The organism is Pedobacter ginsenosidimutans (genome assembly GCF_001442625.1).
In the GTDB taxonomy this organism is placed as follows: Bacteria; Bacteroidota; Bacteroidia; order Sphingobacteriales; family Sphingobacteriaceae; genus Pedobacter; species Pedobacter ginsenosidimutans.
In genome coordinates, this window is record NZ_LMZQ01000006.1 from 38,703 (window position 1) to 58,023 (window position 19,321).

Here is a 19,321-nt window from a genome sequence, read left to right on the forward strand (position 1 = left end):
TGTTTTTGTAGTTTTTTTGGTGTTGGTGAATTTTATAAATATTTTTTTTGCTACTGAATGTTGTGTAGTTAGAATCGCACAAAAAAATAGATTAATGATAAAGTGGTAATTGCTGCGATTAGGCTGGCGACTTTATGATCGCCGATATACTTTCTTAAATTATTAATTGCCCTGAAGGTCAGGTTGTATGCTGTTCTTACGGAGATTTCATTGGCTGCTGCAATTTCTTCGTAAGATAGATTCAGGTAGAATTTTTCATAGATCATGCGGGCCTGGCTTACGGAGAGTTCATCGATGTATTGCTGCAGGACTTGCTTAACGTGTTCGTTGGTGTCTTTGATCATGAAGCGCTCGTCGATTGGTGGTTCGATTTGGCTTTCTTCAAGGATCTCGATTTCTTGGCTTTCTTCTGCGCTAAATTTTTGTTTTTTGAAAAGGAAGCGCAGGAACAGGGTGACTAGGTAATTGTGGTGGTCTCGTATGTTTGTAAGTTTTTCCCTGTTTTCAAAGATGTAGAGGAAGAGGTCATTTACACAGTCGGCAATTCTTGGTGAAAGTGCGCCTTTTTTGATGCCGAGGTAAAAGAAGTATTTGTGATAGTGGGAATAGAGCTGATAATAGGCTGCTTCAGTTCCATCGCTGATGAAGCTGTTCCATTCTATTTTTAGGTCTGTTCCTCTTTTCACGTTTGGTTAGTTTTGTATTCCCAGTATTAATTTACGCAGAATTTTCGCCAATTATAAATATTTTATTCGAAGTGGTGAATTAGCTGATTTAGTGCTATTTCTTTCACCGCTAAGTGATAAATCAATTAGAAGCAATGGGGCATTTTTTGGTCTTAAAAAATTTACAGAAAAATTTTATTTGGTTAGCGTTCTGTTGGCTGATAAATCATTTTTCAGCTGATTTTTCTAAATGATCTCTTTTAGGGGGAAGTCGAAAAGATCCCAGTGGGAAGGACTTCACCGCTTTTGCTTGAGGTACCGCTAAGAACCAACGAGCTCTAAAGAGCTTGCTTGACCACAAAAGACAAAGTGAAGCCCTTCCCACTGGAATATTAAGTCCGCGAAGATATAAAATCCTCGGGAAAGGCATAACTCACTTATCTTCCTGTGATCAAATTAGCGGTTTTCAAACAGGAGATTTCTTTAGCTTTTTACAGCTTACTTTTTCATTATAGAACAAAGATAAAACATTTTATGTACTATTAGTACATATTTATGAATTATAAGTTCTTAATAATGTATTTACAATTCTTCATTATCGAATTTCGTCTCTATATAACTATCATGGGGAATTGGAAACATTTAGATATCGAGCCAGAAAGAGATCTTATCTCTATCGGAGCATTGTTTGAGCTTGGAAAGGTCAAGCGTATGTACGATATCATTGCGCTTTCTCCCACCAGGGTAATTAATATACTGGGGATCAATCATGAGCGTTACACGATAAAGTTGACCAATCCAGAGAAATTTTCTGTTTCTGAAATATTAAGAATGGCCTTTGTTTTTAATGTTGATCCCAATTTCATTTTCGAGGTCATTCAAAACGAGACCGAGAAAACGATCCTTGAAAAAATTGAAAAGCAGCGAAAAAAGTTAAAGTAATTTTATCCTAACTGAAATCTTCACATATTAAAACTCCAGTCTCTCAGTATTCTTAGGCTCAAATACATTTGTATATTAGCAACTATTAATTCTTTACATAATGCTTTCAAAACTGAACAACTATGCAATTCTATAAAAAAGGATTCAAAGAACCTTTAACAATTAAAAATATTTACCCATGTATAGCTTTTGTTAAAGATAGTTGGGATGATGATGGATTTACAATTTTATTTGATGCGTTTTATTATACTAGCTATAGTGATTTTAAACCGGTCGGAAGAATAAAGATTTTGGATCGAAACACTAAATCTACATTACTAAATGAAAGCTTTGAATATTTAAACCAAGATCAATGTTCGCTTGGTCAAAATTTAGAATTTTACGAAACTTTAAAACGCCTAGTTCCTAATGGTTTCATAGAAATATTGGAATGTCTCAATGACATTGCCTGGACTGGTGGACTTGCATTTGATTTCCAGGATGTAGATGGCTACAACAATGCTTTGTTGAGATTTACCTCTGCCCAAAGGGCTTTTCAAGAGGCGAGATCCATGTTGATTAATGACGTTAGAAAAGTACACGAGAACTTAAATTTTACCTATAGAACACTTCTTTCAGGGGCTGAAGCAGAGCACGAGGCACATTTTAATTTCATTAAGAGCGATGACCTTCCCTATCGAATTAATGTAATTATTGGTAAGAATGGCACTGGAAAGACCCAATACCTTGGAAGGATGATCGACGATATTAGCGGATCTAGGAAGGTCCAACGTCTCCCGTTTTCACCTTATATCCCTTTATTTAATAAATTCATAACAATTTCGTATAGTTTATTCGATGATTTTCCAAAACCACCTGAAACAACCGTTTTCAATTATAAATTTATTGGACTACGAGGAGAGAACGATATCGTAATAAGTGATCAACATTTAGCACTCAAATTACAGGAAGCGCTTTTAAAGATCGTGGAGTTAGATCGATCTGAAGAGTGGTATGACATTTTGAATCGAATCATACCACTACAAAGTCTACAATTGAACTCAGGAAACGAATTAACTAACTCATGGATTAAGGAATTTCATTACTTCCGAAGAGAAAGAAGGCTAAGTTCCGGACAAAGCATATTGTTTTTTGTACTGACTGAACTTATAGCTCATATTACAGAAGAAAGCCTCGTAATATTTGATGAACCTGAAACTCACCTTCACCCAAGTGCAATCGCACAACTGATCAAAAGTTTTTCTGAAATACTAGAAGCTTACAAGTCTTTTGCCATTATATCAACGCATTCACCAATCATTATCCAAGATGTACCAGCTAAATACATAAACGTATTCGATCGAATTGATAACACCCCTATAGTAAGGAAATTACATTTGGAAAGTTTTGGAGAAAATATCTCTGTTTTGACAGATAGTGTTTTTCAGACGGTGGATGTAAAAGAACTTTACAAAACGCAATTTGAAAAACTCATCAATCAGCAGCTTATGTCAGAGGATCAAATAAATGCCTTATTTGATAACAAATTAAGTTTTAACGCAATGCTTTATCTGACCTCATTATTTCAAAATAATTCGAATGAAGAATCTTAGGCCACTAGCGTGTGTTGAGATAGATGAATATGATTTAATTTCGGCTCCAAAAGCAAATTATGCTGAGCTATTGAGATTAAAACCAAGTGTCTCAATTCATTATGATACCTATCTTAATAATTTCCCAACAATTCAGGGGATCGGAGCAAACCCATATAATAACGATGATTCCAATCACCTGAGAACATGTTATACTGGCAAAACCATAGCCCGAGGTAAATTATTAAAAAGAATTGTAGAAAATCAAACTGTAGAATTCCAACACTTCTGTGCATATTGCCTAAGCCATACAAGGTATACTATTGATCATTACATCCCGAAAGAAGATCATCCAGCTTATAGTATAATGCCAAGAAACTTATTGCCTTGTTGCGCACGATGTAACGGTATTAAAGGACAAACCTGGCTTGATAATGGTGAACGTGTTTTTATACATTTTTACAATGATATTCTGCCTAACCTTGTATTTATACAAGGGCATTTAAGTTATTTTCGAAATTTACCGACAATTATTTTCACACTTCAGCAACCCGCCGGACTTGCTAACGATCATTTCAGATTAATAAGTGAGCATTTTACTCGATTAGGATTATTACAATTGTACAAAAACGGTATCAATTTATTGATTTCAGATATTAAACATGATGTAAACAATGTTAGAGCAATGGGTATGGAGCCAACAGTTGAGCAAATAAAAAGCCTTTTGGTGCAGAAATCCACAAATTTCAAAAATGGTTACGGTCCAAATTTTTGGAAAGCCATTGCCATTGATCTACTTGCTAATTCAATTCGGTTTTTGGGAAGTTTGTAAGCACCATATTTCGATTTAAACAGAAAAACCGGAAACCCGTCAGAAGACAGGTACCGGTTTTAATTAACGCTCTCATGGACTAAGGTAGAAAATATTTATTTGGTTGGATGAGTTGGTGGGTTTTATTTGAGCCTTTTTTGAATTATCCCCTTTTTGGGTGAGGGGGTATTTGTTCGTTTTCCTACTATTGTGGGATTTTTTTTGATGTTTTTGTATCACAGTTTTGTGTTGATGGTAATGGTGCCATCCATTAATCTGCTATTGTGAATAATCAAAAAATTTATGAGGAGCTGTTTAGGCAGTTTGTTTTTGCGCTTAGTGGCGTTTCTGTTGTTGGGTTAAATCCTGTTCAGGTTTTATCTGCTTATCTTTCTTTGATCCGCGAGCATTTGGGTGTGCTTAGGGATAGGGTGTTGTCGCTTGGTTTTTCTTCTGGGAGTGAGGAGCTTTGGTTTTTTAAGCATTTGAAGCCCAAATTTTTGGCGGAGAAGATTTTTAGGTTTGAGGTGCATGGAATTGAGATGGGTAGGCCTGTGGGCACGGTGGATATGGTGAGGGATTTTTTATCAGATGAGCTTAGGCTTGTGCACCGTTTTTTTCAGCAGTATGCTTTTTTATATCAGTATTACCGTTCGGGTGCGGTGGAGTTGGATGGGTTGTATTTTGTTCGTGGAGCGGAGCTTCCTGTGGGGATGGTGGTGGATGTGGTTGATGCTGATGCTGGGTTTTCTACGGCTATGGATTATTTGTTTGCGAAGTTTATTGCTTTTGAGCGGCTCCAGGTGTATTTGGTGGAGAAGATGGAGCATCCTTTTGCTTTGGTGCATGATGGGCCTGGCGCGGGTAGGAAGGTTAGGCCGCTTCGCTGGACGGGTGATTCGATTAATGCGGTGGAGCTGGGTTTTGCGTTGCATGATACGGGGCAGTTGAATGATGGTAAGGCTACTTTAACGGAAATTTTTGAGTGGATGGCGGATGCGCTGAACATCGTGGTGAAGAAACCGCATCGGAGGTTTGATGAGATTGAGGGGCGTAAGATTATTTCTAAGACTGATTTTACGGATAGGATGCGGATGTCGATTTTAAATAGGATTGATAGGAAAAATGAATATGATCCGGAAAAGGAGCGGCTTCGTTTGGCCAGGTCAGAGCGCAAAAGGATTGCATCTGAAAAGAAATCCGGATCAAATGGAACCGGTAGCGAGAGAGGAAATTGATTTTACTGGTTTGTCCGTTTATAATAATCCATTACCTGGCCCGTCGGGTAATGGATTTTCTTGTGCGGTTATTTTGACTGCTTTAATTGGGTTGCGGTTTGATGTTACCTTTTATGAAAATTTATTAACAATCCTGCATTAGATTAGAAAAGGGAGTATTTTAGTGCTGGACAATGAACGAAATACCTAAACGGCTCTCTCCTTCCAAGGAAACGTTGAACCTGCTTTTTGCACGTTCAGGGAATTGCTGTGCTTTTCCGGGCTGTGCTCATCCGTTGATTGATGAGGAGGATCAGTTTATTGCCCAGGTTTGCCATATCGAGGCGGCGCTGCCTGGTGGGGAACGCTATAACGAGGAGTCGGACAATGAGTCCAGGAGAAAGCCGGAAAACCTTCTGCTGCTGTGTTACCAGCACCATATTAAAACCAATAACATTGACCGTTATCCGGCTACGGAGCTGCGCAAGATAAAATCAGAGCATGAGGCACAGTTTCAGTCTGGGGCTGATCGGGTGGTACCAACTTTTGAATTTATTGAAAGGGTGTATTATGGCGAATTGCAGAAAATTACCGATCAACTCTCCAGGCTGGGAAACCAGATGGATTCCATCAAAAGTGATACTGCGGAAATCCGTGAGGATACCAAGACAATACTGGCGGCGGTAAATGAGCAGATTGCTATCTCTTCTGGTTCTGGCGGTACTACTGTTGCCGGATCAGGCATATATATACCGCAAATGGATGCGGCGATGACCCTTCGATCTTCTTATCGCCACGACCTGGCCATAGAGGGGCTTAAGGCTTTGAAAGATGGCCATTGGCAAGATCTTAGTGCTTTGGAGCGGTATAAACTGCTGGCTAATCTGGGTATCTGTTATTTTGAGCTTGGGGAATATGAAAAGGCTGCCAGGTACTATCTGGATGCTTTTGAATTCCAGCCGGAACGTTTGCGTGCTATAACGCTTGCTGCCTCGGCCCATGTAATTTTGGGTAGTTTTGATATTGCGGCTGAATTGGCAAGAAAGGCGCTGGTTATGGAACCGGGGAATGCCGATGCTTATAATACACTGATTGTGGCTGAGGGCGGGAAATTGGATCTGCCTTCACTGATTGCACTGGTTCCTCTGGCTTACCGGGATCAGGTGGATGTGGCCCTGGCGATATCCAATGAGGCCCGTAAAAAGGGAATGCTTGAAGAGGCTATCAATTGGGCAGAAAGGGGAATAGGGTTCGCAGGGATTAAAAATGTGTTGCAGGGGAAGGCTTATCTGGCTACACTGATCTATGATTCAATCAATTACCCTTTTGATGTGTACAACCGGCAGGTTTCCAGGGATATGCTCAATAAAGCTAAGTACGTGGTTGAACTGCTGGATACGGTATGGGCAGAAGTAAAGGGAACGTTGCTTGCGCCTATAAATACCTACTGGCTGTCCTGCCGCGGGCAGGCTAAAAGGATAATGGGGAATTTCAAGGGTTATTATGCGGATATGCTGGAATGTGTAGAATGTAATCCGAGTCTTCAGAATTTGCATAACCTGGCTTACGCGGGGATTGCAGTGGAAGAATTTGACAGGGCGTATACATGTACCGTGGAAATGGAAAAGTTTGCTGTTGGGGAGGAACGCGGCCAGGTCCAGATGGTCAGGGCGGAGATACTTTATTTTACCGAGCACTATACAGAAGCCATAGGATTATTGGAATCGGTGACCAAAGAAGTTATTCCCGATAGCCTGATGGTGGAAATGCAGGTTTTGTTGGTTGCGGCCTATAAGCTTGGTGGATTTCTGGAAAAGGCTCTTGTTTTGAATGACAACCTGATCCTACGCTATCCGGATGCCATCCGGCCTTATCTGGAGCGGGCTTTGGATGAGCGGAGGGCCGGCCGGCCGGATAAGGAGCTGGAAGCGTTGGAACTGGCACTGTCCCATGTCAATGCGGAAAGCTCGCTGCTGGATATAAAAACGCTTGCAGCACATTTTTTCCGAACAGGTAAGTTTGCTGAAGCTATACCTTTGTATGAACGCATTGCTGATGTAAAGATCTATGGGCCACTGACTAAAAATTTACTGGAAACTTATTTTAGGGCCGGAGAATCGAAAAAGGTGCTGAATGCCTGTATAGATCTGATTTCAAGGTATGGGCCTTCTTATGAGCTTAGTTATATGCTGACCGATACCTATCTTTTGATCAATGATACCCAGGCAGCGATTCAGACCTGTCTGAACCACTTGGAGGTTTACCCTGATGATCAGCGTGTTGCAGCAAAACTTTTGCAGGTTTATGAGCGGATCAATTACTTTGATGCGATCAAAAAGATTTTGGCAAAATTTGATCGTATTGACAGGACGCTTCCGACTGCGGTACAGTTCAAAATTGCTGAACTTTTTTTAGTTGCAGGGCTGCCAGAGCAGTTTTATGACCAGTCCTTAATCTGCTGGAAAAGGCATTACGGGCAGAAGGAATGCCATGAATATTTTATCTTCAATTCGGTTACTGCATTAAGGCTTGCGGGTGAACTGACTGATCCGCAGCTTGTGCAGGATGAGGTGGCGGTGGGATTAGTGGATGATGAGGGTAAAAAGCTTACTTTTTTCATTACCGAATCAGGTAAAGCAGGGATACAAGAAGAAATCGCGGCAAAAGATCCGATAGGAAAAGCTCTTGCTGGCAAAGCTGTAGATGATGAAGTTAATATTTCGGGACGCAGGTACAGAATAACTGAAATTCTGCATGCTTTTAATTTTGCAAAAAGGGAAAGTTACCGCTTGATGCAGGAGAAGTTTATTGACAGCAACAGCTTACGGGTATTGAAAAAACATGATTCTGATGATCCCAAAGTGGCTTTCCGGGAGCTGTATGCTATTTTGGATGCGGACGGCAAGCAAAGGCAGGTGGTGGAGAATATGTATAAGAAAACTCCGTTACCGCTTGGCGCAATTGCGCGAGGACAGGGGGAAAATCCGATAAAGACCTGGAATAGTTACATTGCCTGGGACTCTCCGGGTATTCCGGTGATGAACGGGCAAAATGAGGTGGAAGTTGCCCTTAAAAAACTTGCGGAAAACAGCCCGATTATTATTGATGCGATTACGCTTAATTCGGTTGCTTCAATTGGCCTGCTTTCAGAGCTGGCGGCTATGGAAAATCCTTTGACCGTTTCCCAATCTTCCCTTAACGTGTTCCACAGCCTGATCAGAGAATTTGAGACCAGTAAGGGCGGTTTTACCACGATGGGCAAACGGAACGGGCAATATGTGCGCAGTGAACTTAGTGCCCAGGATATTACGCAGTACCTTGACTTTATAAAGAACCTGGTTAGCTGGATTGAGCAGCATTGTGAGGTGTTGCCATGCCGGCCAGCGCTTGATATGTCTGCTCAGGAAAAGCTGGAACTGGATGATTTATATGGCGAAAGTTTTGCCGAAACCCTGTTGATTGCCGGAAGTTCTGATTACCTGCTGTACAGCGAGGAATGGACTTTCCGCAGCATGGCTTATCAATTTTACCATACTGATGGTTTTAACAGTTTTATGCTATGCCAGTATTTGGTAAAGAAAGAGGTGATTTCCATGGAGCGTTTTCATGATGCGTTGAAAAAGATGATTGGCATGAACTATCAGGGGATTCCGGTCAACAGCAGTATTCTGATTTCACTGCTTGAAAAAACAGCAGATCCATTACACCCTACCTTTCAGACTGCTATCAAGGGGCTTGCCTCTGACCTGACCGGTTTTAGTCATGCGCAGGCGACCTGTTTGTTATTTTACCATGATATCATCAGAAGCGAGGTTCTCAGTAGCAAACTGCAAACAGATCATTCATTTTTTTCTAAGGTTGTCCTCACTACGCTTCAGGTGCTGTTCAGTTGTTACTCTACTGCTGAACAGGTCAATAATTCTCTGGTAGAGGCCTGTAATACGATTTTCAGACCAGAACATCCGCTGACGATAAAGATTTTGAACCTGATTGGGGAAGCTTTCAAACGTTCTGAGAAAAAATAATACTTTTTTTCAGCCTACCAGTCCAGTTAGCTATTCAAATTCCATATCGGAAACATCATCACTAAAACCGCCAAACAATCCGGGATCAAGCTTTCTTTGAATCCGGCTGATTTCAACAGTTTCCCCTTCTTCACGCTCATCTTCGACAAAGGTTCCCTTTCTCTCGATATTGTATTTTGGGATAATTGAAATTACCAGTTCTCCTTCATCTTCGAAATCCCGGGATAACAGTTTCCATTTGAGCAATACCTCTCCTATTTTGCCCATAGTGGGTTTAACGTAAATTCCTTTGGTAGTAAAGCCATCCGAGGGAACCAGCACGGAATTATAAGGATCAATCAATAGAGATCTGTTACAATTGCTGTAGGCTTTAACATTGGATTTAAATGTCTTGAAATTCAGCACAGTTGATTCCTCGGTTCCAACAGAGTCAAATTCGCCTTCGAATTCCAGCTCGATTTTAAAGTCTTCGATTGTTTTTTTGCCTGTATTCCTGACCTTCAGATCAAACCAGCAATATTGCTCCCAATCTCCGGTACGATCAAAAAACTGGGTGTAGAGCGGTCCTTTAAGTATAGCTGGCCGCTGCTCCCTGATTGTGTTAAGGGTGAAGGCTTCACTGCTATATACTTTTTGAGTAATTATTTTTTTGAATTTCGGGTTAACTTCCAAAGTAGTACTCCCCTCAGCAAAAGTTACACTGATTCCGCTCTGACGGTAGTGGTTTTCGTGCTTTAGGTACCAGTCGTTCACTTTTGGAAACTCGGGAATCTTGCGTTCGAAAAAGTCCCAAAAGCAAATCTGTATCGAAAACAGTTTGTTGGCCACATTTTCTACACTTTTGATCCGGACGTATTCTTCTATTTTTTGGTCCTTTGGTAAGGAAGTGGCAATCACGAGTTTGTTCAGCTGTGGTTGAAAATGAACGGCTTTATCGATTTCAGCTTGTATATCTGAGGTGGTAATCCTGTTGGGTGATCCGTCTATCAGGTTGAGCTTTTTGTTTTTGCACTGGATGCCGTTATATTTTGCACCGCCATCTACCGCGCCATAAATATCTACACCCTGCTGCCCCTGTGCATTGTCAGAATTAAATTCAATTTCGTGGGGAATTCCCCAGATTTCTCCCCAGAGTTTGAGGCATAAGGTTTCAAAATCCTGCCAGTTTTTTGGAGGATGGATATTGGTTGGTGATATCATATTTTATTGGCGAGCTCAAATATACTAAACCACCACATTAAAAACACTTCCAAAAGGCGCCCTTTTAATTCAGGTGGTATTGGGTGAGCTATTACAATCGATCCGATGATATTTTGGAGCATCTGCCCTAAATGGGTGATGGTTTATTTGCTGTATTTCCTACTATCGTGTGATTTGCCGGTTCGGTTTTGTATCACAGTTTTGTGCCGGCAGCAATGGTGCTGCCGGACAATCTGATCTATTGTGAACAAACATGAAATTTATTTTGGCCTGGTGCCGCTTTTGCTCTTGGTGCTGCTTTGTGCGGTGATTTCTTTATCGGCTGCCGCCCAGCCGCCTGCTGAGGATTATTTTTATTTACCCGGCGTGGTTATTTCTTTGGGATAAGTTGATCAAATATTAGGGTATCCCCTATTTACTCCCCCTTTCAGGCTTTTATGGTTTGCCAGTTTTGCTGCTGATTCCAGTGGTAATGGTGCTGCTGGTTAAAGCGAAATACGATGTTAAAATCTTTTTCATGGCCGGAATTTTTACTGGCCAGCATTATTTTGAGTTTGGTGTGGTGGGCGGGTGTGTGGCTGCTGTGTTACCGGAAAAGGGGTAAAACTGCCGGGCCTTTGCCGCACAGCTGGGAAGATGAGGTGGAGGAATTTTCGGATGAAGTGATGGGCAGGCCTGCTGTGGAACAGGGTGTTCAGGTGCTGGAGGCCGGGCAGTTTTCTTTTGCTGAGCGTGGTGCGGATGAGGGCGGGGATCATGGCGGGGCGGATAAGGTTTCCAGGCTGGGTGATCTGGCTGATGTGCAGCAGGAGATCCGTGAGGTGTGCGGGATTCTGACGGCAGAGGACGGAACCAAGGAGGACTTTTTTACGCTGTTTGAAATGATCCGCTCTAAATATCCAAGGATTGCCGAGTCTGGTTCGCTGGATGCGCTGAACGGGTTTATCCGGGAGCATGTGCCTTTTGCGCTGAGTGAGCAGGAGCTGGAAAGTCTCTGGCTGTAGGCCTGCCTGGTTTTTGATTTATTGAAGCGGGCTGGATTTCCATCCGATGGGACTGGTGGCATGGGGCCGCTGATCTGGAAAATCAAGCTGTTTTTATGAAGAAAAAATTAGGTGGTGCTATTGGTGAAAGAAGAATGCTGACTGGCCGTTTTTGGCTGCTGGCTATGGTGTTGAACGTTTTTGCGGTGCTGAATGCGGTGGTGGTCAAGGCGCAGAGTGGTGAGGCGGGGATAAATGAGGCAACCAATCAGGTGGCGGGTTATTTTGATGCAGGCTGTAACCTGGTGTATGCGATCTGCGCGGTGGTGGGATTGATCGGCGCGGTAAAGGTGTTCAACAAGTGGAATGCAGGTGAACCGGATACCAATAAGGTGGCTGCTGCCTGGTTTGGTTCCTGTGTGTTTGCGGTGATTGTGGCCACGGTGCTGAAGTCATTCTTTGGGGTTTAGGTTTAGTATTTAATGCTGGTGGCTGGCCGGATTGTTTGGTTTTGGTTCGGATCTGGTCGGCCCCAGCTTTAATTGATGTTTTATGGGTATTGTATATCAGATTAATAAAGGAGTTGGAAAGCCTATTGAGTTTCGGGGTCTACAGGGTCAGTATATTGCTTATCTGGCTGTGGGTTTGGTGGTATTGCTGCTGCTTTTTACCGGGCTGTATCTATTGGGTACGCCGCTGGTGGCGCTTTTGCCGCTGGTGATGGGGCTGGGTGCTGCGCTGTTTTTTGGGGTATTTGCTTTGTCCAAACGCTTTGGGGTGCATGGGCTGGCTAAGTTTATGGCCAGACGCGGGATTCCTGTTTACCTGAAGTTTTCTTCGCGCAGGGTATTTACCGGGCTTCGGGTTTTACAGGGAAATAAGGAAAGGCAGGCCAGGCGATGATGGAGATCGAAAAAATTATGCCTATCTGGAAAGTGGAAAATGGCGCGATGCTGTCGATGGCGGGCGATGTGACGATTGCCTATTCGTTGCGTTTACCGGAGATTGGGACCAGCTCGGCCAAGGATTTTGAGGGGCTGCACCAAGCTATTGTAAAAGCGATGGGTGTGCTGCAGCCGGGAACGGTGCTGCATAAGGCAGATTGGTTTGTCAGGCGGTCGGTCGGTTTGAATGAGGTTAAAAGGCAAGATTCGCTTGCTGGCGCGGGTGAGCGGGAATTTGCAGGCCGGAGTTTTCTGGATCATGAGTGTTTTATCTTTTTAACCAGGAAACCTGCCGCAAGGAAGCTGTCATCATCGGCGTACTCGAATATCCTGCGCAAATCTATTGCCCCTGCCAGTGTGGCTGATGAAAAACTGTTGTCCGGGTTTTTAGCTTCCTGCGGGCAGTTTGAGCGGATTTTATTGGATAGTGGTATGCTCGGCCTTTCGCGTTTGGGTGATGATGCGCTTTCTGGTACTGCTGGCAGCGCTGGTGTGATTGAAAAGTATTGCTTTTTATTGGGACGCGGGCAGCGGCCAGTGATCCGCGATGTGCACCTGCAGGATGAGATCCGGGTGGGAAGGGCCAGGTGTGAGCTGTATACACTGGCTGATGTGGTGCACCTGCCAGCACTGTGCGGATCAAGGCTGACTTATGAGCCCTATTCTACTGACCGCACTTCCTATAGCATTGGTTTTGCTACGCCATTGGGGATGTTATTGGACTGTAACCATGTGTATTCGCAGTATGTTTTTATCGGCGATGGCAGAAAAACAATCCGTGAACTGGAGGCAAAGAAATTGCGTTTGCAGTCGCTTTCAGGTTATTCCAGAGAGAATGCGGTTTCCAGGGATGCGGTAAATGACTTTTTAAATGAGGCGGTATCTACAGGCAAGCTTCCGGTTCGGGCGCATTTTAATGTGCTGTGCTGGTCGGAAGATCCTTTGGAGTTTTCGGATCTGCGCAACAAGGTGGGTTCTGCTATGGCGCGGATTGGCGCAGAATGTAAGCAGGAGACGGACGGTGCGGCGCAGATCTGGTTTTCCGGTATGCCGGGCAATGCGGCAGATTTTCCGATGAATGACAGCTTTGATACGTTTGCAGAGCAGGCAGCCTGTTTTTTTAATATGGAATCGGGTGTACGCTGCGATGGATCAGGGCTTCGTTTGGGTGACAGGCTTTCTGGCAGGCCCATTTTTTTGGACCTGTTTCAAGGGCCGATGAAGTCTGGAAGGATTACGAATCGTAATCTTTTTGTCTGCGGAAGTTCGGGTGCCGGAAAGTCGCTTGCGATGAACCATTTGCTGCGCTCGCTTTACGATGAGGGCGCGCACTGCGTGACGGTGGATGTGGGTGGCAGTTATCGGGGATTATGTGATCTGCTGGGCGGTTATTACTTTTCTTATACCGAGGCGAACCCGATCAGGTTCAATCCTTTCTATATCGGTGAGGGTGATGTGCTGGATATCGAAAAGAAAGAGAGTTTAAAGACGCTTTTACTTTCGCTGTGGAAGAAGGATGCCGATGATTATAACCGGGCGGAATACGTGGCGATCTCTACAGCTATAACGCTATACTATGAGTATTTAGCTGTTCATCCCGAGGTTTTCCCCTGCTTTAATTCCTTTTATGATTTCCTGATGCATGAGTACATGGAGGTAATGAAGGATGGCAAGGTGAAGGAAAAAGACTTTGACCTGGTGAATCTGCTGTATGTGCTTAACCCTTATTACAAGGGCGGGGAATTTGATTACCTGCTGAACGCTTCGGAGAACCTGGACCTGCTTAATGAGCGGTTTATAGTCTTTGAGCTGGACAATATCCGCGGGCATGAGATTCTGTTTCCGGTGGTGACGATCATCATTATGGAAATGTTTGTTTCCAAGATGCGCAAGCTGAAAGGGCTGCGTAAAATTCTGGCGATTGATGAGGCCTGGGTAGCCATTGCCAAGAGCGGCATGGCCCATTTTATCCGCTACCTGTATAAAACCGTGCGGAAGTTTAACGGAATTGCTGCGCTGATCACCCAGGAGGTGGATGATCTGATCTCCTCTCCTATTATCAAGGAAACGGTGATCAATCTCTCTGATACCAAGCTGCTGCTGGATATGCGCAAGTTTATGAACAAGTTCGATAAGCTTCAGGAAGTTTTGGGACTGTCGGATAAGGCGAAGACCTTGCTTTTATCGCTGAACAAGGATAATGCGAAAGGGGAAAATTACCGGGAGCTGATGCTGGATCAGGGCGGGCAGCACATGCAGGTGTACCGCAACCAGCTCTGTCTGGAGGAATATCTGGCTTATACCACTGAAGAATCTGAAAAAATGCAGGTAGAAGCTTTTGCAGCCTTACATGGTGGTATAGCTGCTGGAATAGCGGCGCTGGCGGCGGAGATCCGCTCTGGCAAAAGAAAACTTTAAATACTAAGCAATTAATTATGATGAAAAATCTTAGAGAAAAACAAGGTAAAAATAGGGACACTCAGATGCTGTCCTGGGCAGCAAGGATGTTGTACATAGGAGCTTTGGTCGCGCTGATCGTTCTGATCGGTATCCAGCAGTCCTGTAATTCTAGCAAACCATTTTCAGGAACCTATATCAATTCGGCGGGAAGTGAATTCAGTCTGGCCAATGATACGCTGGTTTTAGAGCAGGTCGAGGGAAATCAGTACCGGATCCACCGGATGACCGGCTACCGCCTGATTTCAGATTCAGGCCGTCTGGGCAGTTACCGGTGGGAGAAAGAAGAATGGTTTGCGGTCTATGACCCAGAACGTGAGATAATGAGCGAGAAACGGCATGGAAAGCAGATTTCTTTTACTGCTGACTGCTCGGTGATGACTGTTGGCAGAAGGGCGTACCAGAAAATTAATTAAAATGATGATGAGAAAGATGAAAAAAATAATGGAGGGGCTTAAGGTTTATATGGTGGTGCTACCTTTAAGTGCTACGGTACTGCTGACAGCTTTGCCTAAAGGGGCTTCGGCGCAGCTGGCTATAGCGGAAGTGATTAAGGCGGGCGTAAAAAAGGTGGTCAAGGCGGTGGATCTGAAAGTTCAGCGTCTGCAGAATGAAACGATCTGGCTGCAAAATGCGCAGAAGGTGATTGAAAACACTTTAAGCAAATTAAAGCTGGGGGAAATCTCGGACTGGACTGAAAGGCAGCGGAAGCTTTATGCGGAGTACTATGAGAGCCTGGTTAAAGTGAAATCGGTGATCTCGGCCTATAAAAAGATCCGTGATCTGATCTCTACCCAAAAGGCCATTGTACAGGAATACCAATGGGCGCTATCGCTGTTTAAAAAGGACAAGCATTTTTCACCTGACGAGATCCTGCGCATGGAAGAAATCTATACGGGCATTTTAAAGGAAAGTGTAAAAAACCTGGACCAGGTGTTTGTGGTAATCAATTCCTTTAAAACCCAGATGAGTGATGCGGCAAGAATGGAGCTGATTGAGCTTTCAGCAAAGGCAATAGAGGATAATTTCGATGATTTGAAGGCCTTTAACGATGAGCAGATCGCTTTGAGTCTCGGCCGCTCGAAGTCGGTATTTGAAACCAAACAATTAAAGGAGCTCTATGGGATCGATTAGTTTTTGTGTAGGGATCAGGTCTTTTAGAAAGGCACTGATACTGGGGATTGGTGTTCTTTTGCTGGTTGCGGCAGCTGCACCGAGATGCAGGGCGCAGACTTTTGCCGAATGGTTTAAGCAGAAAAAAACGCAGCAGAAATATTTGCTGGAGCAGATTGCAGCCTTGCAGGTCTATATCGGTTATGCCAAGAAAGGCTACGAACTGGTTGGATCTGGGATCGAAACGATCCGTGATATTTCAAGCGGCGAATTTGGCTTACATAATGCTTTTGTGACGGGTCTTAAAAAGGTGAGCCCGGCTATCCGGGATGATGTGCGGGTGGTGGAGATCCTGGCGATGCAGGTGGAGATTGTGGCGGGGTTTAGCAGGTTGAAGGGGCTTTCCGGCTTGCGGCCAGATCAGCTTTTGTACCTGGCCTCGGTATCGGGTAATCTGATGGTAGAATGTTACGGAGATTTAGAAGAACTGCTTTTGGTGATTACTTCGGGCAAGGTGGAGATGAAGGACGATGAAAGACTGATGCGTTTAAATGGTATCTATGAGCGGATGATGGATAGATCAGCATTTAGCCGGTATTTTTCCGGGCAGTTCAGCAGGCTGATCTTGCAGCAAAGCATAGAATCAGAAAGCATAGAAAAGCTAAGGAGGTATTATGGGATTGATTAGAAGGTTTTTGCTGTGCTGCTTTTTTTCTTTGGTGCTGTCTTTGGGATTGGGAATAAATTCTGCTTACAGCCAGTCGCAGGAAATCCAGCAGCTTCTATTAAATGTAGAAAAGCTCTCACAGCTGAAAAATATCCTCTCGGATATGAAAAAAGGCTACGAGGTGGTTTCCAAGGGCTATAATGCGGTAAAGAACATTGCCCAGGGTAATTTCTCTTTGCACGAGGTATTTTTAGACGGGCTTTGGCTGGTGAGTCCCGAGGTGCGCAAGTATTACAAGATCGCGGATATTATCCGCTACCAGTCTGCTATTGTTTCGGAATATAAGGCTGCTTTTAAGCGCTTTAATTCCAGTGGGAATTTTACGATCTCGGAACTGGATTATCTTTCCAAGGTGTATAGGCGGCTATTTGATGAAAGCCTGGATAACCTGGACCAACTGGCGATGGTGATTACTGCCAATCAGATGCGAATGAGCGATGAAGAGCGGCTGAAAGCGATTGATAGGATCTTTTCGGACACAGTGGATAAACTGGAGTTTCTGCGGTCTTTTAATTCTTCTGCGGGACTATTGGCCTTGCAAAGGGAGCGGGAGAAAACGGATGTTAAGGGTTTGAGCGGTTATTTTAATACGAACTGACATGGGAAAAATTAATTTTTTGAGGGCTGTTTTTATGGTGGCCTTAGGCTTGCTGTTGCCCGGCTTTTGTTTCGCGCAGTCTGGCGGCGGCCTTGCGGGCAGTATTTCGGGATTGCAGCCGGTTTTGGATAATGTTTATCAGGATATGTTGCCGCTTTGTGCTAAGCTGATCGGGGTAGCTCGCGGTCTGGCTGGTTTTGGAGCACTGTTTTATATTTCAGCCAGGGTATGGCGGCATATTGCCAGCGCAGAGCCGGTGGACTTTTATCCGCTCCTTCGGCCTTTTGCTTTGGGGATGGCGATTATGTTATTCCCGGTTGTGATCAGCGTGATGAATGGGGTATTGCAGCCGGTAGTTTCTGCAACGGGTAATATGGTGAAAAACAGTGATAAGGCGATTGCGGCACTGTTAAAACAGAAAGAGGCTGCAATCAAGAAAACACGGAACTGGCAGATGTATGTTGGAGAAACCGGATCCGGAAATTCGGATAAATGGTACCGCTATACGCATCCAAAGGACCCTGAACGCGAGGAAGAAAGTATGCTGGATGCGCTGGGCAATGGGCTTCAGTTTCAAATGGAGAAAATGAGCTATAATTTCCGCAACAACATCAAGCAATGGATGAGCGAGGTTTTACAGGTGCTTTTTGCAGCTGCTGCTTTGTGCATCAATACCATCCGTACCTTTTACCTGATCGTTTTGGCGATTTTGGGGCCACTGGTGTTCGGATTTGCGGTATTTGATGGTTTCCAGCATACGCTCACGGTTTATATTGCCCGCTACGTGAACATTTTTATGTGGCTTCCGGTAGCCAATATTTTTGGCAGCATCCTGGGTAAAATACAGGAAAACATGTTAAAAATCGATATTTCACAGATCGGGGAATCGGGGGATACGTTTTTTAGCGCATCAGATAGCGCTTACCTGGTGTTTTTGGTGATTGGTATCGTAGGTTATTTCACGGTGCCGAATGTGGCCAATTATATTGTTCATGCCGGTGGAGGTAATGCGATCCTGCAAAAAGTGAATTCACTGGTAGTCGGTGGTGGCCGCTCTGCGATGAATGCTACTGGCGCTGCTGGTGGTATGGCGGCCGATGCGATGGGTAACGCCTACCGAAAAATGCGTGGTGGTGAGGTTTCAGATGGCAATGATTACATGAAGGATAAAATTGCAGGAGGTAAAAACGGATAGCTATGGTATTTACGCAACTAAAAAATATAGACCGTGCTTTTCAGCACATTAAACGCTTCAGCATCGTATTTCTGGTTTGCTGTGTTTTGCTGACCTCTGCAGCAGTGTACTGCTCTTTTTCATTGGTACGCGAAAATGGTTCGAGGATATTTATCCTGCACAATGGAAAGCTGCTGGAGGCGATTTCCGCTGACCGGAAGCAGAACCTGCCGGTAGAAATGCGTGACCATATCGGCACCTTTCACCGCTTGTTTTTTACGCTTGATCCGGATGAAAAGGCGATTTCGGCAGGAATTGCCAAGGCTTTGTATCTGGCGGATGGCTCGGCTAAAAAGGCTTATGATAATTTAAAAGAGAGCGGTTATTACAATAACCTGATCTCTGCCAATATCTCCCAGCACATTGAAATTGACAGCATTGCCTTATCGCTGGATCATGCGCCTTATGGCTTTACCTGTTACGCTACGCAGCGACTGATCCGCTCCAGCAGTACAGTGGTCAGAAAGCTGGTCACACGCGGAGAGCTGCGTGTACTGGAATCCCAGACCGATAACAATCCGCATGGTTTTCTGATCCAGAAATGGGAAACACTGGTTAATGCGGATGTGAACCCTAAAATGCCGGAACCATGAAGTTATTCAGGAAATATAGCAGGCCCCTATCTGATGGTCAGGAAAGGTTTGCCTTTAGGATCGCAGGCAGGATTTTAGCGGTACAGCGCCAGTTGTCGGGTTGGCTAAACGCTAAAACTGCTGATCTGCATCCTAAAACATGGCTGTTTTTACTGGTCTGTTTTTGCGCTGGTTTTGGTGCTTACCTGATCCATTTAGTGATGCAGACATTCAATTAACAATATTATTCACCTTTTAAACG

The 19,321-nt window shown here is 44.0% G+C and carries 19 protein-coding genes; 17 read left to right on the top strand and 2 right to left on the bottom strand.

Features of this window, described 5'->3' with window-relative positions; translation table 11 throughout:
• Window positions 1–68: 68 nt before the first annotated feature.
• Window positions 69–686, bottom strand: a complete 618-nt coding sequence (locus ASU31_RS10495; protein WP_057932283.1) for an RNA polymerase sigma factor — start codon at window positions 684–686, stop codon at window positions 69–71.
• A gap of 603 nt (window positions 687–1,289) precedes the next feature.
• Between ASU31_RS10495 and ASU31_RS10505 the strand changes: the two genes are divergently transcribed.
• The 5 genes from ASU31_RS10505 (at window position 1,290) to ASU31_RS10525 (ending at window position 9,231) form a co-directional block, all read left to right on the top strand.
• Window positions 1,290–1,607, top strand: coding sequence for a hypothetical protein (locus tag ASU31_RS10505; protein WP_157257969.1), 318 nt, complete (start codon window positions 1,290–1,292; stop codon window positions 1,605–1,607).
• Window positions 1,608–1,729: 122 nt separating this feature from the next.
• Window positions 1,730–3,199 (top strand): AAA family ATPase, encoded by a 1,470-nt coding sequence (locus ASU31_RS10510; protein ID WP_057932286.1) that lies wholly within the window; start codon window positions 1,730–1,732, stop codon window positions 3,197–3,199.
• Entirely contained in the window at window positions 3,186–4,010 is an 825-nt protein-coding gene (locus ASU31_RS10515; protein ID WP_057932287.1) for an HNH endonuclease, read from the top strand. Before ASU31_RS10510 ends, ASU31_RS10515 begins: the two co-directional genes overlap by 14 nt.
• A gap of 263 nt (window positions 4,011–4,273) precedes the next feature.
• Window positions 4,274–5,227: an RteC domain-containing protein gene (locus ASU31_RS10520; protein WP_057932288.1), complete on the top strand. Its 954-nt coding sequence runs from the start codon at window positions 4,274–4,276 to the stop codon at window positions 5,225–5,227.
• 173 nt (window positions 5,228–5,400) lie between these two features.
• The gene (locus tag ASU31_RS10525; protein WP_057932289.1) at window positions 5,401–9,231 is read left to right on the top strand and encodes a PIN domain-containing protein; all 3,831 of its coding nucleotides are present in this window, start codon (window positions 5,401–5,403) and stop codon (window positions 9,229–9,231) included.
• A gap of 30 nt (window positions 9,232–9,261) precedes the next feature.
• On the opposite strand, the gene ASU31_RS10530 is transcribed toward ASU31_RS10525, so the two are convergent.
• Window positions 9,262–10,431 (bottom strand): hypothetical protein, encoded by a 1,170-nt coding sequence (locus tag ASU31_RS10530; RefSeq protein WP_057932290.1) that lies wholly within the window; start codon window positions 10,429–10,431, stop codon window positions 9,262–9,264.
• A 243-nt stretch (window positions 10,432–10,674) separates the two neighbouring features.
• On the opposite strand from ASU31_RS10530, the gene ASU31_RS27445 reads away from it, so the two are divergent.
• The 12 genes from ASU31_RS27445 to ASU31_RS10585 all read left to right on the top strand — a co-directional run bounded on the left by ASU31_RS27445 (window position 10,675) and on the right by ASU31_RS10585 (window position 19,298).
• Complete coding sequence (locus ASU31_RS27445) at window positions 10,675–10,818, top strand: hypothetical protein (protein ID WP_157257970.1); 144 nt, start codon at window positions 10,675–10,677, stop codon at window positions 10,816–10,818.
• Window positions 10,819–10,931: 113 nt separating this feature from the next.
• Window positions 10,932–11,435: a hypothetical protein gene (locus ASU31_RS10535; protein ID WP_057932291.1), complete on the top strand. Its 504-nt coding sequence runs from the start codon at window positions 10,932–10,934 to the stop codon at window positions 11,433–11,435.
• A gap of 164 nt (window positions 11,436–11,599) precedes the next feature.
• Window positions 11,600–11,884 (top strand): DUF4134 domain-containing protein, encoded by a 285-nt coding sequence (locus ASU31_RS10540; RefSeq protein WP_245224534.1) that lies wholly within the window; start codon window positions 11,600–11,602, stop codon window positions 11,882–11,884.
• 82 nt (window positions 11,885–11,966) lie between these two features.
• Window positions 11,967–12,317, top strand: coding sequence for a DUF4133 domain-containing protein (locus tag ASU31_RS10545; RefSeq protein WP_057932292.1), 351 nt, complete (start codon window positions 11,967–11,969; stop codon window positions 12,315–12,317).
• Complete coding sequence (locus tag ASU31_RS10550) at window positions 12,314–14,776, top strand: TraG family conjugative transposon ATPase (protein ID WP_057932293.1); 2,463 nt, start codon at window positions 12,314–12,316, stop codon at window positions 14,774–14,776. The genes ASU31_RS10545 and ASU31_RS10550 overlap by 4 nt, the downstream gene beginning before the upstream one ends.
• Before the next feature lie 17 nt (window positions 14,777–14,793).
• Window positions 14,794–15,231, top strand: a complete 438-nt coding sequence (locus ASU31_RS10555; protein ID WP_157257971.1) for a hypothetical protein — start codon at window positions 14,794–14,796, stop codon at window positions 15,229–15,231.
• A 16-nt stretch (window positions 15,232–15,247) separates the two neighbouring features.
• Entirely contained in the window at window positions 15,248–15,949 is a 702-nt protein-coding gene (locus ASU31_RS10560; RefSeq protein ID WP_057932513.1) for a hypothetical protein, read from the top strand.
• Window positions 15,936–16,616 carry a hypothetical protein gene (locus ASU31_RS10565; protein ID WP_057932295.1) on the top strand — a complete coding sequence of 227 codons (681 nt, stop codon included), beginning with the start codon at window positions 15,936–15,938 and terminating at the stop codon, window positions 16,614–16,616. Before ASU31_RS10560 ends, ASU31_RS10565 begins: the two co-directional genes overlap by 14 nt.
• Window positions 16,603–17,253: a hypothetical protein gene (locus ASU31_RS10570; RefSeq protein ID WP_057932296.1), complete on the top strand. Its 651-nt coding sequence runs from the start codon at window positions 16,603–16,605 to the stop codon at window positions 17,251–17,253. Before ASU31_RS10565 ends, ASU31_RS10570 begins: the two co-directional genes overlap by 14 nt.
• Before the next feature lies 1 nt (window position 17,254).
• Entirely contained in the window at window positions 17,255–18,448 is a 1,194-nt protein-coding gene (traJ, locus tag ASU31_RS10575; protein ID WP_057932297.1) for a conjugative transposon protein TraJ, read from the top strand.
• A 2-nt stretch (window positions 18,449–18,450) separates the two neighbouring features.
• Complete coding sequence (gene traK / locus ASU31_RS10580) at window positions 18,451–19,080, top strand: conjugative transposon protein TraK (RefSeq protein ID WP_057932298.1); 630 nt, start codon at window positions 18,451–18,453, stop codon at window positions 19,078–19,080.
• Entirely contained in the window at window positions 19,077–19,298 is a 222-nt protein-coding gene (locus ASU31_RS10585; RefSeq protein WP_057932299.1) for a hypothetical protein, read from the top strand. The genes traK and ASU31_RS10585 overlap by 4 nt, the downstream gene beginning before the upstream one ends.
• Window positions 19,299–19,321 lie beyond the last annotated feature (23 nt).

Coding starts and splice junctions, on each gene's coding strand:
- ASU31_RS10555 (WP_157257971.1), top strand. CDS start 14,794: ATGATGAAAAATCTTAGAGAAAAACAAGGTAAAAATAGGGACACTCAG.
- ASU31_RS10540 (WP_245224534.1), top strand. CDS start 11,600: ATGGTGTTGAACGTTTTTGCGGTGCTGAATGCGGTGGTGGTCAAGGCG.
- ASU31_RS10565 (WP_057932295.1), top strand. CDS start 15,936: ATGGGATCGATTAGTTTTTGTGTAGGGATCAGGTCTTTTAGAAAGGCA.
- ASU31_RS10525 (WP_057932289.1), top strand. CDS start 5,401: ATGAACGAAATACCTAAACGGCTCTCTCCTTCCAAGGAAACGTTGAAC.
- ASU31_RS10585 (WP_057932299.1), top strand. CDS start 19,077: ATGAAGTTATTCAGGAAATATAGCAGGCCCCTATCTGATGGTCAGGAA.
- ASU31_RS10530 (WP_057932290.1), bottom strand. CDS start 10,431: ATGATATCACCAACCAATATCCATCCTCCAAAAAACTGGCAGGATTTT.
- ASU31_RS10510 (WP_057932286.1), top strand. CDS start 1,730: ATGCAATTCTATAAAAAAGGATTCAAAGAACCTTTAACAATTAAAAAT.
- ASU31_RS10505 (WP_157257969.1), top strand. CDS start 1,290: ATGGGGAATTGGAAACATTTAGATATCGAGCCAGAAAGAGATCTTATC.
- ASU31_RS10515 (WP_057932287.1), top strand. CDS start 3,186: ATGAAGAATCTTAGGCCACTAGCGTGTGTTGAGATAGATGAATATGAT.
- ASU31_RS10570 (WP_057932296.1), top strand. CDS start 16,603: ATGGGATTGATTAGAAGGTTTTTGCTGTGCTGCTTTTTTTCTTTGGTG.
- ASU31_RS10550 (WP_057932293.1), top strand. CDS start 12,314: ATGATGGAGATCGAAAAAATTATGCCTATCTGGAAAGTGGAAAATGGC.
- traJ (WP_057932297.1), top strand. CDS start 17,255: ATGGGAAAAATTAATTTTTTGAGGGCTGTTTTTATGGTGGCCTTAGGC.
- ASU31_RS10545 (WP_057932292.1), top strand. CDS start 11,967: ATGGGTATTGTATATCAGATTAATAAAGGAGTTGGAAAGCCTATTGAG.
- ASU31_RS10560 (WP_057932513.1), top strand. CDS start 15,248: ATGAAAAAAATAATGGAGGGGCTTAAGGTTTATATGGTGGTGCTACCT.
- traK (WP_057932298.1), top strand. CDS start 18,451: ATGGTATTTACGCAACTAAAAAATATAGACCGTGCTTTTCAGCACATT.
- ASU31_RS10535 (WP_057932291.1), top strand. CDS start 10,932: ATGTTAAAATCTTTTTCATGGCCGGAATTTTTACTGGCCAGCATTATT.